This is a genomic window from Streptomyces sp. NPDC093586, from assembly GCF_044764905.1.
Classification (GTDB): domain Bacteria; phylum Actinomycetota; class Actinomycetes; order Streptomycetales; family Streptomycetaceae; genus Streptomyces.
Map to the genome: position 1 here is coordinate 46857 of NZ_JBIWJA010000018.1, position 15991 is coordinate 62847.

At 72.6% G+C, this 15991-nt stretch carries 13 protein-coding genes, 1 pseudogene and 1 riboswitch; of the genes and pseudogenes, 7 read left to right on the top strand and 7 right to left on the bottom strand.

What is annotated here, in order from left to right; all coding sequences use genetic code 11:
* Positions 1-257: 257 nt before the first annotated feature.
* Entirely contained in the window at positions 258-800 is a 543-nt protein-coding gene (locus ACIRFH_RS19850) for an HXXEE domain-containing protein (RefSeq protein ID WP_403522293.1), read from the bottom strand.
* Positions 801-1327: 527 nt separating this feature from the next.
* Positions 1328-2767 carry a gamma-aminobutyraldehyde dehydrogenase gene (locus ACIRFH_RS19855; protein ID WP_403522295.1) on the bottom strand — a complete coding sequence of 480 codons (1440 nt, stop codon included), beginning with the start codon at positions 2765-2767 and terminating at the stop codon, positions 1328-1330.
* A gap of 186 nt (positions 2768-2953) precedes the next feature.
* Here ACIRFH_RS19855 and ACIRFH_RS19860 point away from each other — a divergent pair, with 186 nt between their 5' ends.
* The 7 genes and pseudogenes from ACIRFH_RS19860 (at position 2954) to ACIRFH_RS19890 (ending at position 9889) form a co-directional block, all read left to right on the top strand.
* Complete coding sequence (locus ACIRFH_RS19860) at positions 2954-3469, top strand: Lrp/AsnC family transcriptional regulator (protein WP_107481940.1); 516 nt, start codon at positions 2954-2956, stop codon at positions 3467-3469.
* Between the two features lie 2 nt (positions 3470-3471).
* Positions 3472-4845, top strand: a complete 1374-nt coding sequence (locus tag ACIRFH_RS19865) for an aspartate aminotransferase family protein (RefSeq protein ID WP_403522297.1) — start codon at positions 3472-3474, stop codon at positions 4843-4845.
* Positions 4846-5053: 208 nt separating this feature from the next.
* Positions 5054-5821 carry an ABC transporter ATP-binding protein gene (locus ACIRFH_RS19870; RefSeq protein ID WP_403522299.1) on the top strand — a complete coding sequence of 256 codons (768 nt, stop codon included), beginning with the start codon at positions 5054-5056 and terminating at the stop codon, positions 5819-5821.
* On the top strand, positions 5803-7308 hold the full coding sequence (locus ACIRFH_RS19875; RefSeq protein WP_403522301.1) for a hypothetical protein: 1506 nt from the start codon (positions 5803-5805) through the stop codon (positions 7306-7308). The genes ACIRFH_RS19870 and ACIRFH_RS19875 overlap by 19 nt, the downstream gene beginning before the upstream one ends.
* Before the next feature lie 107 nt (positions 7309-7415).
* Positions 7416-7823, top strand: coding sequence for a VOC family protein (locus ACIRFH_RS19880; RefSeq protein WP_403522303.1), 408 nt, complete (start codon positions 7416-7418; stop codon positions 7821-7823).
* A 26-nt stretch (positions 7824-7849) separates the two neighbouring features.
* Positions 7850-9033, top strand: a pseudogene (locus tag ACIRFH_RS19885) (Rossmann fold nucleotide-binding protein).
* 145 nt (positions 9034-9178) lie between these two features.
* On the top strand, positions 9179-9889 hold the full coding sequence (locus ACIRFH_RS19890; protein ID WP_403522305.1) for an LAETG motif-containing sortase-dependent surface protein: 711 nt from the start codon (positions 9179-9181) through the stop codon (positions 9887-9889).
* A gap of 65 nt (positions 9890-9954) precedes the next feature.
* Here ACIRFH_RS19890 and ACIRFH_RS19895 read toward each other — a convergent pair whose 3' ends face one another.
* The 5 genes from ACIRFH_RS19895 to rlmN form a co-directional block, all read right to left on the bottom strand.
* Positions 9955-10752, bottom strand: a complete 798-nt coding sequence (locus tag ACIRFH_RS19895) for a maleylpyruvate isomerase family mycothiol-dependent enzyme (protein WP_403522307.1) — start codon at positions 10750-10752, stop codon at positions 9955-9957.
* A 24-nt stretch (positions 10753-10776) separates the two neighbouring features.
* On the bottom strand, positions 10777-11796 hold the full coding sequence (locus ACIRFH_RS19900) for an ABC transporter ATP-binding protein (protein WP_403522309.1): 1020 nt from the start codon (positions 11794-11796) through the stop codon (positions 10777-10779).
* 2 nt (positions 11797-11798) lie between these two features.
* Positions 11799-13400, bottom strand: coding sequence for an ABC transporter permease (locus ACIRFH_RS19905; protein ID WP_403522451.1), 1602 nt, complete (start codon positions 13398-13400; stop codon positions 11799-11801).
* Between the two features lie 77 nt (positions 13401-13477).
* Complete coding sequence (locus tag ACIRFH_RS19910) at positions 13478-14560, bottom strand: thiamine ABC transporter substrate binding subunit (RefSeq protein WP_403522311.1); 1083 nt, start codon at positions 14558-14560, stop codon at positions 13478-13480.
* Between the two features lie 80 nt (positions 14561-14640).
* A riboswitch (TPP riboswitch) is annotated at positions 14641-14746 on the bottom strand.
* A gap of 36 nt (positions 14747-14782) precedes the next feature.
* Positions 14783-15895 carry a 23S rRNA (adenine(2503)-C(2))-methyltransferase RlmN gene (gene rlmN / locus ACIRFH_RS19915; RefSeq protein ID WP_403522312.1) on the bottom strand — a complete coding sequence of 371 codons (1113 nt, stop codon included), beginning with the start codon at positions 15893-15895 and terminating at the stop codon, positions 14783-14785.
* Between the last annotated feature and the right edge of the window lie 96 nt (positions 15896-15991).

The following is a 15991-nucleotide window of genomic DNA, read 5'->3' on the forward strand; positions in this document are numbered from 1 at the left end:
CCTCGATGGGCCGTCGGAAGGGGGAAAGCGCTTTCCGCGACCCTAAGCGGGAGACGAGCCGCGGGACAAGGGCCCGTGACGAGTCGGCGCGGAGGCCCGGCACGGGCCGCCGGGCCTCCCGGCCGGTCGGGACGGCCGTGCCCGCCGGTCACGCCCCACGGGAGGAGCGGCAGGACGTGTCCCCTGGTCGGCCACCGCGACGGACGCCCGGGGCGAGGCGGCCGGCCCCGCGGCCGACGGCGACACCGCGGCCGCCCTCAAGCGGCCCGGACGACCCGTCGAGCCACGGTGTGCGACGCGGCGACGGCCGCGCCCGCCAGACCGATTCCCACGGCGAGGTCGCGCGGGCGCGTGGCGCGCAGGACGCCGGCCCGGCGCAGCCGGTGGCGGGCCCAGAGCGTGAACGGCACGACGAGCAGGGGCGAGGTCGCGGACCCCGGCGTGTATCCGCGGACGAGCCCCGCCTGCGCGAGATGGACGAGGCCGTGCAGGCCGAAGGCGTTGAGCACGCTCTGGTAGAAGGCCGATCTGCCGCCGGTCAGCCGGCCCGCGACGGACGCGGAGGCCACGATCACGGCCATCGCCCCCACCGCGGCCGCGAACTCCCGCGGCTCCGTCGGAGCGGCCCGCCGCCACACCGCCTCCGGCACCGTCGGGTACCGCTCGCGCAGCACGGGCAGGTTGCGCCGCCACCAGCCGGGCATGACCGCCAGTTCCTCGATGTCGTGCAGGGCCCAGGCGGCCAGCAGCCCGAGGGTGACCGCGTCCCCGGCCATTTCCTCACGCGGTGAATTCCCCATGCCGGGCAGTCTGCTGCACGCCCGCGGTCCCGTTCCACCGCTTCGCGGGCTCCGCCCGCTCCCCGCCCGGACGCCCTGCGCGGTCGCGAGCCGTTCGCGCATCGCCGCGCCGGGGAAGACCGGCGGATCCCCGGCCGGGGCGGCGGTCTCCTCAGCGCCGGAGGGGGCGAGCCCACCCCCGCGCGACCGGGGCCGGGGGACGCGGTCGCGCCAGGCGGCCGGTCCGGCGGCGGCCCGCTCACCGGCGGGGACGTACGCGGCGGGCGCCCCGCAGCCGGTGGGACCGCCGGACTCGGCGCCGGCGCCGAGGGTGCGCGGCAGGGTCCGGCGGGAGAGCGGGGACGTCTTCGGCGTCGGGGGCTTTCGGGCGGCGCGGTGGCCTACGCGGCGCCGGGCGGCCGACGCCGCGTCGAGCGGACCGGCCCGGGGACCCGGCGCCCCGTCGCGCACGTGCCGTCCGCCGGAGGAAACGCGGACGGCGCGGCCCCGGACGGGAGTTCCCGTCCGGGGCCGCGCCGTCGAGGGCGTCAGGCGTCCAGCGACGTCATCACGTGCTTGATCCGCGTGTAGTCCTCGAAGCCGTACCCCGACAGGTCCTTGCCGTAGCCGGACTTCTTGAAGCCGCCGTGCGGCATCTCGGCGACCAGCGGGATGTGGGTGTTGATCCACACACAGCCGAAGTCGAGCTTCTTGGACATCCGCATGGCGCGGCCGTGGTCCTTGGTCCACACGGAGGAGGCCAGCGCGTAGTCGACGCCGTTCGCCCACTCCACGGCCTGGTCCTCGTCGCGGAAGGACTGGACGGTGATGACCGGGCCGAAGACCTCGTTCTGGATGATCTCGTCGTCCTGCTTGAGGCCCGAGACGACGGTGGGGGCGTAGAAGTAGCCCTTGTCGCCGACCCGGTGGCCGCCGGCCTCGACCTTGGCGTGGGCGGGCAGCCGCTCGATGAACCCGGCGACCTGCTTGAGCTGGTTGGGGTTGTTCAGCGGGCCGTACGCCACGTCCTCGTCGTCCGGCTGCCCGGTCTTGATCTCGGACGCGGCCTTCGCGAGCGCGCTCACGAACTCGTCGTGGATCGACTCGTGCACGAGCACGCGCGTGGCCGCCGTGCAGTCCTGGCCGGCGTTGAAGTAGCCCGCCTCCGTGATGCCCTCGACGGCCTTGGCGATGTCGGTGTCCTCGAAGACCACGACCGGGGCCTTGCCGCCCAGCTCCAGGTGGACCCGCTTGAGGTCCTTGGAGGCGGACTCGGCGACCGACATGCCGGCCCGCACGGAGCCGGTGATGGAGGCCATCGCCGGGGTCGGGTGCTCGACCATCAGGCGGCCGGTGTCGCGGTCGCCGCAGATGACGTTGAAGACGCCCTTGGGCACGATCGAGCCGATGATCTCGGCCATCAGGACCGTGGAGGCGGGGGTGGTGTCCGAGGGCTTCAGGACGACCGTGTTGCCCGCGGCGAGCGCCGGGGCGAACTTCCACACGGCCATCATCATCGGGTAGTTCCACGGCGCGACCTGCGCGCAGACGCCGATCGGCTCGCGGCGGATCATGGAGGTCAGGCCCTCCATGTACTCGCCGGCCGAGCGGCCCTCCAGCATCCGGGCCGCACCCGCGAAGAAGCGGATCTGGTCGACCATCGGCGGGATCTCGTCGGAGCGGGTCAGCCCGATGGGCTTGCCCGTGTTCTCCACCTCCGCCGCGATCAGTTCCTCGGCCCGCTCCTCGAACGCGTCCGCGATCTTGAGAAGGGCCTTCTGCCGCTCGGCCGGGGTGGTGTCGCGCCAGGCCGGGAAGGCCGCGGCGGCGGCCGCCATGGCGGCGTCGACGTCCGCCTGGCCGGACAGGGGGGCGGTCGCGTACGCCTCTCCCGTCGCGGGGTTGACCACCTCGGTGGTCCGTCCGTCGGCGGCGTCCCGGAACTCACCGTCGATGTAGTTGCGCAGACGACGCAGCTCGGTGCTCACTGCCGGCCCTCCAAGTTCGGGTGTCGATCAGGTCTCTCAGGCGTCCAAGCACTGAGACACCCACCCTAGACGGATCCCCGACGTTTTCAACACCCCCACCTGCCTTCGAATTGCGAAATCCGCAGCATGGGGCTACTCAGACAACGAATTACACCGGTCCCCGCCTTGCAAAACTATCGATACGTCGTGCACAGTGAAGTCGTGGCCAGTCGAAGCGCAGACCCGAAGGACTCCCGCGAGTCCAGGAACGGCGGTCCCCAGTTGGACGCCGTCTCCCTCGCCATCATCGAACAGCTCCAGGAGGACGGCCGCAGGCCGTACGCCGCGATCGGCAAGGCCGTCGGCCTGTCGGAGGCGGCCGTGCGCCAGCGCGTCCAGAAGCTGCTCGACCAGGGCGTGATGCAGATCGTCGCCGTCACGGACCCGCTCACCGTGGGTTTCCGCCGGCAGGCGATGGTCGGCGTCAACGTCGAGGGCGACGTGGAGTCCGTCGCCGACGCGCTGGCGGCCATGTCCGAGTGCGAGTACGTGGTGATGACCGCGGGCTCCTTCGACCTGATGGTGGAGGTCGTCTGCGAGGACGACGACCACCTCCTCGAGGTCATCAACCGACGCATCCGGGCCGTACCCGGAGTGCGCTCCACCGAGAGCTTCGTCTACCTGAAGCTCAAGAAGCAGACCTATATGTGGGGAACCCGATAAACGTGAGTACCGACAGCCCCAAGGACCTCAGCAAGACCGCCTACGACCACCTGTGGATGCACTTCACCCGCATGTCGTCGTACGAGAACGCCCCCGTCCCCACCATCGTCCGCGGTGAGGGCACCCACATCTACGACGACAAGGGCAAGCGCTACCTCGACGGCCTCGCCGGTCTGTTCGTGGTCCAGGCCGGTCACGGCCGCACGGAGCTCGCCGAGGCCGCCGCGAAGCAGGCGCAGGAGCTCGCCTTCTTCCCGGTGTGGTCGTACGCCCACCCGAAGGCCGTCGAGCTGGCCGAGCGCCTCGCGAACGAGGCCCCGGGCGACCTGAACAAGGTCTTCTTCACCACCGGCGGCGGCGAGGCGGTCGAGACCGCCTGGAAGCTCGCCAAGCAGTACTTCAAGCTGACCGGCAAGCCGACCAAGTACAAGGTCATCTCCCGCGCGGTCGCCTACCACGGCACCCCGCAGGGCGCCCTGTCCATCACCGGCCTGCCCGCCCTCAAGGCCCCCTTCGAGCCGCTCGTCCCGGGCGCGCACAAGGTGCCGAACACCAACATCTACCGCGCCCCGCTGTTCGGCGACGACCCCGAGGCCTTCGGCCGCTGGGCCGCCGACCAGATCGAGCAGCAGATCCTGTTCGAGGGCCCGGAGACGGTCGCGGCCGTCTTCCTGGAGCCCGTGCAGAACGCCGGCGGCTGCTTCCCGCCCCCGCCCGGCTACTTCCAGCGCGTGCGCGAGATCTGCGACCAGTACGACGTGCTGCTCGTCTCGGACGAGGTCATCTGCGCCTTCGGCCGCCTCGGCACGACGTTCGCCTGCGACAAGTTCGGCTACGTCCCGGACATGATCACCTGCGCCAAGGGCATGACCTCGGGCTACTCCCCGATCGGCGCCTGCATCGTCTCCGACCGCCTGGCCGAGCCGTTCTACAAGGGTGACAACACCTTCCTGCACGGCTACACCTTCGGTGGCCACCCGGTCTCCGCCGCGGTCGGCCTCGCCAACCTCGACCTGTTCGAGCGTGAGGGCCTCAACCAGCACGTCCTCGACAACGAGGGCAACTTCCGCGCCACCCTGGAGAAGCTGCTCGACCTGCCGATCGTCGGCGACGTCCGCGGCAACGGCTTCTTCTACGGCATCGAGCTGGTCAAGGACAAGAACACCAAGGAGTCGTTCAACGACGAGGAGACCGAGCGCGTCCTGTACGGCTTCCTGTCGAAGGCGCTCTTCGACAACGGCCTGTACTGCCGTGCCGACGACCGCGGCGACCCGGTCATCCAGCTCGCCCCGCCGCTGATCTCCAACCAGGAGACCTTCGACGAGATCGAGCAGATCCTGCGCGCCACCCTGACGGAGGCGTGGACCAAGCTCTGATCCCGCGGCGCTCCGATCATCCTTCTGGATGATCATCACCGGCCCCGGTGTCGTCCGTTCGAGTGAGAAACGGCGGCCCGGGGCCGCGTGCTGTCCGGCCGCACCCCGGCGACTGCCTACGGTGCCTCGTGACCGATCGGCCCCGCCTTCGTTCGCCCGTACGGGGGAACGGCCGGGGAAAAACGGATCAGAACCGAGGTGTACGCCCATGGAGGCTCCGCCGGACAACGACGTGCTCTGGGCCCGCGCCCTGCACTTCCAGCACCACGACGGCTCGCCCGCTCTGCAGGGCGTCTCGCTCGGCGTCCGGGAGGGCGAGATCCTCGCCGTCAGCGGCCCGCGCGGCAGCGGCAAGACGACGCTGCTGCGGTGTCTGTCCGGGATGCTGCGGGTCCGGGACGGCGAGGTCTGGTTCAACAGCGTGCCGGTGCACACCATGGGCCCGATCGGCCGCGAACGGCTGCGCCGCGACCGCTTCGCGTGGATCGACCCCGCCCCCGTGCTCGTCCCGGAGCTCACCGTCTGGGAGAACACCGCCCTCCCCCTGATGCTGCGCGGCACCGCCCGGCGCCGGGCGAAGACGACCGCCCTGGAGTGGCTGGAGCGCCTCGACGTCGGCGGCGCGTCCCGCCGGCGCCCGCACGCGCTCCAGCAGGCCGAACGGCAGCGCGTCTGCATCGCCCGCGCGCTCGCCGTCGCCCCCACGGTCCTGTTCGCCGACGAGCCGACGGCGCCCCTGCACCGCGCCGACCGCGCCCATGTGCTGCGGACGCTGACCACGGCGGCCCGCTCGCACGGCATCACCGTCGTCCTCGCCACGCACGACGCGCAGACCGCCGCGCTCGCCGACCGCACCGTCTCACTGCTGGACGGCCGGCGGGTCAGGACCGTGCACCTGCCGCCGGTGACCGAGACCACGGTCGGCTCCCCGGGCGCCGGGACGGAAGGCCGGGCAGCGTGCTCGCTCTCCGTCTGACCCGCCGCGCCCGGCTCGCCGTCCGGCTGCGCCGCCTGCTGGTCGCCGCGTTCTCGGCGGGCACGGGTTTCCTGCTGCTGTGCGTCCTCGGCCACGCCGTCGGCCATCCGGACACGCACGGCGCCTCCGCCCTCCGCCTCGCCTGGTGCGCGGCCCCCCTCGCCGCCACCGTGTACTTCGCCGTCGCCGTGGCCCGTACCGACCCGGGCACCCGGCCCCGCTCCGGTCTGTCGGCGATCGGCCTCGGCCCCGGCCGGCTGATGGCCGTCTCCGCGACGACCACGGCCCTGTCCGGAGCGCTCGGCTCGCTGGCGGCCCTGGTCCTCTTCCTCCACCTGCGCGGCGACCTGACCGCCGCGCCCTTCGACGGCGCCGCGGCCGACTCCCTCGCCGTCGGCGTTCCCCTCCCCTTCCCGGCGGCCGTGACCCTTCTGACGCTGCTCCCGGCGACCGCGTCCGCCGCGGTGGCCCTGTCCCTCCGCCCCCGCGACGCCCGGCCCGCCCGCACCGCCGGTGCCCGCGGTTACGGCCGTTTCGGCGCGTACGGCTGGGGCGCGGCCCGCGAGACCTTCGGCACCTACGGCCGCTTCGGCGCCCGCTGGGCCCCCAGGACGACCACGACCGCCACCGCTCCGGCCGCCGACGCCTCCGCCGACGGCCGCACCGCCGAGCTCGCCGGCGTCCTCACCACCGAGTCCGCCGAGCCTGCGGGCAGTCGTGCCGCCGGGGCGGCGGGGGTCCCCCCGCGCGTGGGGGGACCCCCGCGCGAGCGAAGCAGAGCGTGGGAGAGGGTGGGCACCGGGGACACCCCCTCCGGGGGAGACGCCCCGCACGCGCCGGCGAACGCCCCCCACCCCCCGACCCCGGCGGGCGCCCAGCCCCACGCCCCGGACACCCCGCGCCGCCAGAACGCCACCACCCTCCCCTGGGGCGTCGCCGTCCTCACCGCCGGCCTCGCCGTCGAGGCCTACGCCCGCACCACAGCCGCCCCCCGCACCACCCCCTCCGCCGGCGTCCTCCTCGGCTGGACCCTGACCGCCCTGGGCCTCGCCCTCGCCGGCCCCGGCCTCACCCATCTGTGCGGCCGCCTCCTCCAGGCCGTCCACCCCGGCGCCCTGCGCCTGCTCGCCGGCCGCGTCCTCATGGAGGAGTCGAGCCGTATCGGCCGCCCCCTGGGCGTCGTCTGCGCCGTGGCCTCCGCGACCTACGCCGCGAGGGTCCTGTACGGCACGGACGGACCGGCGTCCCACCCCCTGGGCACCCTCGGCGTCCTGGTCGTCGCGGGCAGCACGGTGGCCACCCTGCTCACCACGGCCGTCGAGGCCAGGCAGACCCGCGCCGACACCACCGCCGCCCTGCTGCGGCTGGGCGCGCCCCGGACGACGCTGCGCGCCGCCGCCGCCCTGCGGGCCACCGCGCTGCTGGTCCTCTTCGGCCCGCTGACCCTCCTCGTCGCGGCCCTGGCCGCACTGCCCCTGGCCCGCTGAGGAAATCCCCCGAGATTTCCGCCGGACCACCGATGATTTCCGCGCCGCCCTCCCGTCCAACCCTGCGAACGGCACGACACCAGCACCGCACCGACGGGAGAGGCCCCATGTACCAGCAGATGATCTTCGTGAACCTGGCGACGAACGACCTCGACGCCTCGAAGAAGTTCTTCACGGAGCTCGGCTACACGATCAACCCCCAGTTCACCGACGAGACCGGTTCCGCGGTCGTGATCAGCGACACGATCGTCGTGATGCTGCTGACCAAGGAGAAGTACGCGCAGTTCACGAAGAAGGAGATCGTGGACGCGACGAAGTCCAGCGAGGTGCTGATCGCGCTGAGCGCGGAGAGCCGTGAGAAGGTCGACGAGCTGGTGGACCGGGCGATCGCCGCGGGCGGTTCGGCCTCCGGCGAGACCCAGGACCACGGCTTCATGTACGGCCGGGCCTTCGACGACCTCGACGGCCACACCTGGGAGGTCGCGTGGATGGACCCGGCGTTCGTCGAGGGCTGATCCGGACGCGGACCCGGCATGGGCGGGTGGATCCGGCACCCGCCCAGCCCCAGCCGCCGTCCCCGTCCCAGGCGCAGTCCCACCACGCCTCGCACGACCGGCAGACAGAGACCCGCGCCGAGTTCGACGAGGTCGTCTCCGCACACGGCGCCCTCGCCCGTCACCGCGTCCGGGCCCTCGACCCGACGGTCCGTGCGGACGTCCTGTTGTCCACGGACGTCACGGGCGCCGTCTTCCTCGGCTGCCCGATGCCCCCGAGGCCGCGGCCCGTGTACGCGCCGCCGGGGCCCTGGTCTTCCCGCCCGTACCCGGCCTGCCCTTCGGCCCGTACCGCGGGCACGTCCACTCCCCCGACGAGTTGTACGCCGGCCTCGACGGCGGCTACGAGGCGACACCGGACGCGCTCGCCCACGACTGGTTCCAGCGCACCAAGGCGGACGGGGACGTGTTCGCCTCCATGCTGCGCGATCCACGACGACGCGGTCTCGGACGCGGTCGGCGAACTCCTCGCAGGTGCCCGGGTGGTGGGCGTCATGGGCGGCCACGCCATGGCCCGCGGCACCCGCGCCCACGCGGGCGCCGCGCGTCCGGGGCGCGAACCGGCCCGCGCCGGGCACACCGTGGCCACCGGCGGCGGACCGGACGCGATGGAGGCCGCGGACCCCGGCGCGTACGCCGCCCCGTTCGACGACGGCATGCTGGACGACGTCCTGTCGCTCCTCGCGAAGGTCACGTCGTTCACGCCGTCGGCCACCGACTGGGCGCGCTCCGCCTTCGAGGTGCGGGAGCGCTGGCCCGGGGCGGTGCCTCGGTCGGTATCCCGGCCTGGTTCTACGGCCACGAGCCGCCGAACGCCTTCGCCGCGCGCATCGCCAAGTACTTCGCCGACGCCACCCTCCCCACTCTCGGCTTCGCTCGGGCGGGGGACCCCCATGGACGGCCTGCTGGCGCGCTCGAACGCGGGCGTGGTGTTCCTGCCGGGAGCGCCGGCACCGTACAGGAGATCTTCGCCAACGCGACGCCGAACTACTACGAGTCGCGGGGAGAGCCCACTCCCATGGTGCTCGTGGACCGCGCGCACTGGACGCGGACACTGCCGGCCCGGCCGCTGCTGGCGTCACCGGCCGAGGGGCGGTCCATGGAGGCCCGGATCACCCTGGTCGACCGGATCGAGGAGACCCCCGAAGCGCTGAAACATCTCGGCGGTTAATAAGAGAGCAAAGCCAACACCCTTGGCCGGCATATGCGTTGACACTTCTTATGCACCGCTTATAGACCAGTGAGGCTCGTGGGCGTGCTGATGACATCGGCACCCTCTCCACCCCCCGCATCCGCGCTTCCCGTAAAGGAACAACGTGGCAGTCCTGTCCATACTCAGCCGCACGGCGTCCCGCCGTAGCGTCCGTGCCCTCGGCGTCGCCTCGGCCACCGCGGCCCTCGCGATCGGCGCCGCCGGCAACGCCTTCGCCTGCACCATCGGCGATTTCTCCGCCGCCGCCACGTGCGACGGCGACAAGGGCGTCATCACCGTCACCGACGTCGACTCAGGCGGCGTCCCCGCCACCGTCACCGTGTACCTGGAGAACCACGGCGGGGACGCGCAGAAGATCGGCGAGCAGGTGGTCAAGGGCTCGCGCGAGGGCAGCACCCTCACCTTCGCCGCGGACTGGAAGCCGAACGCCGAGTACCGCGTCCACGTCAAGGCCGGCGACTACGTCGACGAGGACATCAAGCCGAACCTCGTCACCCCGGCGACCGCCTGCGCGACCGAGGACACGCCGTCCCCGTCCCCGTCGCAGTCCTCGTCGGCCCCGGCCGAGGAGACCGGGACGTCGGCCCCGGCCCCGTCGCCGTCGGCCCCCACCGCCTCGCAGAGCGAGAGTTCCGCCCCGGCGGCCGTGCCGAGCAACGCCCCGTCCGCGGCGGCCGGTGACTCCCACCTCGCCGAGACCGGTGCGAACTCCAACACCGGCATGATCGTCGGCATCGCGGCGGCCCTCGTCGCCCTCGGTGGCGGCGCGGTCTTCTTCGGCCTGCGCCGTCGCGGGGCGAACGGCAGCCGCTGACGTCCTCGCCCCGGTGGCGGCCGATGGCCCGCCCCCTCCCGACGGAGGGGCGGGCCATCGCCCTGTCAGCCGAACGAGGCCCGTTCCAGCCAGAACTCCAGCACCTCCCGCTCGCCGAGCACCTCGAGGCCGGGAGCGTCCAGCGGCAGCCTGCGGTAGAAGGCGAGCAGGACGTCCGTGAGCGGTCCCCGCAGGGCGACGTCCGCCTTCTCGTGGCCGCGGCGCCAGGTGACGCCGTCCTCGCCCAGCTCGATCAGCCACTCCGCGCGCAGCCCGGGGTCGGTGTCGGTGGCGTGCAGATGCAGGCTGCGACCGGTCCCGCGCAGCTCGCTCGCCCCGGGAACCGCGCCGGTGCGCTGCATGAACTCCACGATCTCCAGCCACTCGTCGATCGCGTCGGCGGCCACCTCCGGCGCGACCCGGTAGGGCTGCCCAGCGGTCAGCACGGCGTCCGCGCGGTGGACGGTGACCTCGTGCGTCATCCGGCGGGCCCAGAAGCCCGCGTCGTGCCGCTCGCTCCAGGACCACACCTTCGCGTCCTGCCCGGCCTCGCGCAGCGCGCCGACGACCGCCTCGCCCGACTCCGCCAGCCAGGCGCCCAGTGCGGCGGCGTCGCCCCGGGCGCCGGGACCCGCGGCGTCCGGCACCTGTTCGCCGGGGACGTTCTCCCGGGCCCGGGTGCGCACCAGCAGCTCCACCCAGCGCAGGGCGCCGCCCGTGTGCCGGACCAGCTCCTCCAGGGACCAGTCCGGGCAGGTCGGGACGGTGGCGGAGAGATCGGCGCCGGATACCACCAGGTCTCTCAACTGCCCTACCTGGCGGGCGATTTCGTCGCAGTAACGGTCGTGCGTCAAAGACGTCATGCGCCGCATCCTAGGAGCGGCCGGTCACCCGAGCACCACGATTTCCGCCCCGTCGAACTCCACCCCGACCATGTCCCCGACCTCCGGAGCGTTCCGCAGCGCGCACGCCGCCTCCAGGCGCGGCGCGTTCTCCGGCTGGAGGTGGACGGCGACGTGGGTGCCGCGGAAGGTGCGGGCGGCGACCGTGCAGCGCAGGCCGGCGTCGGCGGGCACGATCCTGACCCCGGCGGGCCGCACGAGCACGGTCCGCGTGCCCTGGGGGGCGTCCTCGGGGACCGGCACCTTGCCCCAGGGGGTGGCGGCGGCCTGCCCGGTGACGGTCGCCTCCACCACGTTGTCGAAGCCGAGGAAACGGGCCACGAAGGCGTCCGCGGGCCGCTGCCACACCTGGAGCGGCGTCCCCTCCTGGGCGATCCGCCCGTCCCGCATCACCACCACCCGGTCGGCGAGCGCGAAGGCCTCCGCCTGGTCGTGCGTCACGGCGAGCACGGTGGTGCCCAACAGGCCGAACAGCTCACGCAGTTCCACCACCAGCCGCTCCCGCAGCGACCGGTCGAGCTGGCCGAGCGGCTCGTCCAGCATCAGCAGCCGGGGCCGGGGGGCGAGGGCGCGGGCCAGCGCCACCCGCTGCTGCTCGCCGCCGGAGAGCGCGGCGACGGACCGACGGGCGGCCCCCGGCAGCCCGACCAGCTCCAGCAACTCCCGTACGTCCTGCTGCTGCCGGGACCGCGACGCCCCGCGCATCCGCGGCCCGAAGGCGATGTTCCCGGCCACGTCCCGCTGCGGGAACAGCTGGTGGTCCTGGAACATCAGCCCGACCTCGCGCTTGTGCGCGGGCACCCCGGACTGGTCGCGTCCGTCCAGCTCCACCCGTCCGGCGTCCAGCCGCTGCAGGCCGGCGACCGCGCGCAGCAGCGTCGACTTGCCGCTGCCGCTGGGCCCCAGCACGCACACGACCTCGTGCTCGGCGACGTCCAGGTCGACGGCGTCGAGCACGGCCCGCCCGCCGAAGCGGACGGTCGCGTCCCGCAGACTCAGCAGCATCCCTAGAACTCCCCGCTCCGGTCGGTCCGCAGCCGCTCCAGCACCACGAGCGCCACGGCGCACACCACCATCAGAATCGTCGACAGGGCCATCGCCTGCCCGTAGTTCAGGTCCCCGGGGCGCCCCAGCAGCCGCGCCACGGCGACCGGCAGCGTCGGGTTGTCGGGCCGGGCGATGAACACGGTCGCCCCGAACTCCCCCAGCGACACCGCGAAGGCGAACCCGGCGGCGATCAGCAGCGCCCGCCGCACCATCGGCAGGTCGACCTCCCGCCACACCCGCCACGGCGACGCCCCGAGCACCGCCGCCGCCTCCCGCAGCCGTACGTCCACCGCCCGCAGCACCGGCAGCATGGTCCGTACGACGAAGGGGACGCCGACCAGCGCCTGGGCGAGCGGCACCAGGATCCAGGAGGATCTGAGGTCCAGCGGCGGCTCGTCCAGTGCGATCAGGAACCCGAAGCCGACCGTCACGGCGGACACGCCGAGCGGCAGCATCAGCAGGGCGTCGAAGCCACGCACCAGGCGGCCCGTGTCGCGCCGGGTCAGCGCGGCCGCCGCCAGACCGCCGATGAGCACGGCGACGGCGGTGGAGGCGACGGCGTACTGCAGGGAGTTGCCGACCGCCTCGATCGGCGGGACGAGGAAGGTGCCGCCGTCCTCGTGGGTCAGCGCCCGGTAGTACGTGAGGCCGCCGGCGCCGAACGACCGCTGGACCAGCACGGCGAGCGGCAGCACGACGAGGACGGCGACGGTGACGAGCACACCCGCCAGCAGCGCCCACTGCCCGGCCCCGCGCGGCCGGCGCGCGGTGCGGGCCGCGTCCACCAGCCGCAGGGCGCTCTCGCGCCGCCGTACCGTCCAGGCGTGCACGGCGAGGATGGCGCAGACCGCCGCGAACTGGATCAGGGTCAGCACGGCGGCCGTGGACAGGTCGAACACGTGCGAGGTCTGCCGGTAGATCTCCACCTCCAGGGTGGAGAAGGCGGGCCCGCCGAGGATCTGGACGACGCCGAAGGAGGTGAAGGTGAACAGGAACACCATCAGCGCGGCGGCGGCCACGGCGGGCGCGAGCGCCGGCAGGGTGACCCGCCGCCAGGCCCGCAACGGGGAGGCGCCGAGCATCCGCGCCGCCTCCTCCTGGCGCGGGTCGAGCTGCGCCCACAGCCCGCCGACGGTGCGCACGACGACGGCGTAGTTGAAGAAGACGTGCGCGAGCAGGATGGCCCACACCGTGGTGTCCAGCCGTACGCCCCACAGCTCGTCGAGCAGCCCGCCCCGCCCGACGAGCGCCAGGAACGCCGTGCCCACCACGACCGTCGGCAGCACGAACGGCACGGTCACCACGGCCCGCAGCAGTTGCTTGCCGGGGAAGTCGAGGCGGGCGAAGACATAGGCGCCGGGCAGGGCGATCAGCAGGGTGAGCGCGGTGGACGCGAGGGCCTGCCATGTGGTGAACCACAGCACGTGCCGGACGTCGGGCTGGGCCAGGACGTCCCCGATCCGCCCGAACCGCCAGACGCCGTCGACCTGGAGTCCGCGCGCGACGATCGCGGCGACGGGGTAGGCGAAGAAGACCGCGAAGAACGCGACGGGGCCGGCCATCAGGGCCAGCCGCGCCGCGCTCCCGCGCCACCGGGTGCCGGCGGACCGGGCGGCCTTGGTCACTTCGGTCACTTCGGTCACTTCAGGAGGAGCGAGGTCCACGACTTGACCCACTGGTCACGGTTGTCGGCGATCTTCTTCGGGTCCAGGGTCTGCGGGTTCTTGGCCTGCGGGCCGTACTTCACGAACTCCGGCGGGACCTGGGCCGCCTCCCGCACCGGGTAGACGAACATGTTCAGCGGCATGTCGTCCTGGAACTTCTTGCTGACCAGGAAGTCCAGCAGCGCCTTGCCGCCCTCGGGGTTCCGCGCGTTGCTCAGCAGGCCCGCGTACTCGACCTGGCGGAAGCAGGTGCCGGTGGCGACGCCCGTGGGAGCGGTGGCCGGCTTCGGGTCGGCGTAGATCACCTCGGCGGGCGGCGAGGAGGCGTAGGAGACGACGAGCGGGCGGTCGCCCTTCGCCTTCTTGCCGCCGGACGAACCGGAGAACTCCTCGTTGTACGCCTGCTCCCAGCTGTCGACGACCTTGACGCCGTTCGCCTTCAGCTTCTTCCAGTAGTCCTGCCAGCCGTCGTCGCCGTACTCGGCGGCGGTGCCCAGCAGGAAGCCGAGACCGGGCGAGGAGCTGCCGGCGTCCTCGGTGACGAGGAGGTTCTTGTACGCGGGCTCGGCGAGGTCGTCGAAGGAGTCGGGCGGGGTCAGCTTGTGCTCGCTGAAGTACGCCTTGTCGTAGTTGACGCAGATGTCACCGGTGTCGACGGGCGTGACCCGGTGCTTGTCCTGGTCGACCCGGTACTCGGGGAGGATCATGTCGGAGCCCTTGGGCTCGTACGACTGGAACAGCCCGTTGTCGAGCGCCCGCGACAGCAGCGTGTTGTCGACGCCGAAGAAGACGTCGCCCTGCGGGTTGTCCTTGGTGAGGACGGCCTTGTTGACGGCCTGCCCGGCGTCGCCGTCCTTCAGGACCCTGACCTTGTAGCCGGAGCTCTTCTCGAAGTCCGCGATGACGTTCTTGGACGCGGCCCACGAGTCGTGGCTGACGAGGGTCACGGTCTTGTCGGACCCCTCGTTCTGGCCGTCGGACGACGATCCGCAGGCGGCCAGGCCGCCGACCAGACCGAGCCCGACGACCAGGACACTGGCCTTCTTGGTGATGCTCACGGAATTCCTCCTGGGTCACCAGGAGAAGACGCGGCCCTGCCCGGGATCCCTGGCGAGGGATCCCGGGCAGGGCGCAACAGCTCGAGTGATGACCGATCTCCCTACCCAGAATGACCTGGGCCAGGTTCGGAGGGTCTGCGGCCGGTGCCGCACTCTCAGCGCTGTGGCGCTCCCCTGTCGGAATATGAAGATGTCGGAATACGAAGATGTACGCCGGTCAGATTACCGCTCGCTCGCGGCGAGCTGACCACACGCCCCGTCGATCTCCTGCCCACGGGTGTCCCGGATGGTCACCGGCACACCGTGCGCCGCGATGGCCTCCACGAACGCCTTCTCGTCCTCGGGCCGCGATGCGGTCCACTTCGAGCCCGGCGTCGGGTTGAGCGGGATGAGGTTGACGTGCACCGGCTTGCCCTTGAGCAGCCGTCCGAGCCGGTCGCCGCGCCACGCCTGGTCGTTGATGTCGCGGATCAGCGCGTACTCGATGGACAGCCGGCGCCCGGACTTCGCCGCGTACCCGAAGCCGGCGTCGAGGACCTCGCGCACCTTCCACCGCGTGTTCACGGGGACGAGGGTGTCGCGCAGTTCGTCGTCGGGGGCGTGCAGGGAGATGGCGAGGCGGCACTTGAAGCCCTCGTCGGCGAACCGGTGGATCGCCGGGACCAGACCGACCGTGGAGACGGTGATGCCGCGCTGGGACAGCCCCAGCCCGTCGGGCTCGGGGTCGGTGAGGCGGCGGATGGCTCCGACGACCCGGTTGTAGTTGGCGAGGGGCTCGCCCATGCCCATGAACACGATGTTGCTCAGCCGCGCGGGGCCACCGGGGACCTCGCCGTCCCTGAGCGCCCGCATGCCGTCGACGATCTGGTGCACGATCTCGGCGGTGGACAGGTTCCGGTCCAGTCCGGCCTGCCCGGTGGCGCAGAAGGGGCAGTTCATGCCGCAGCCCGCCTGGGAGCTGATGCACATGGTCACCCGGTCCGGGTAGCGCATGAGCACGGACTCGACGAGCGTCCCGTCGAACAGCTTCCACAGCGTCTTGCGGGTGGTGCCCTGGTCGGTCGACAGGTGCCGGACGACCGACATCAGGTCGGGCAGCAGCGCGTCCCGGAGTCCCTGGCGCGAACCGGCGGGGATGTCGGTCCACTGCTCGGGGTCGTGGGCGTAGCGCGCGAAGTAGTGCTGCGAGAGCTGCTTCGCGCGGAACGGCTTCTCACCGATCGCGGCGACGGCCTCCTTGCGCTCGGCGGGCGACAGGTCGGCGAGATGCCGCGGCGGCTTCTTGGCTCCGCGCGGGGCGACGAAGGTCAGCTCACCGGGGACGGGACGGGCCACTGTCGGACAACTCCTCATGACGACGGGCCTGTGGCAACCCCGCGTCGGCGGGGACAACGGCAGGACCATGCCGAAGCCAGGAGACCTCACTGGAAC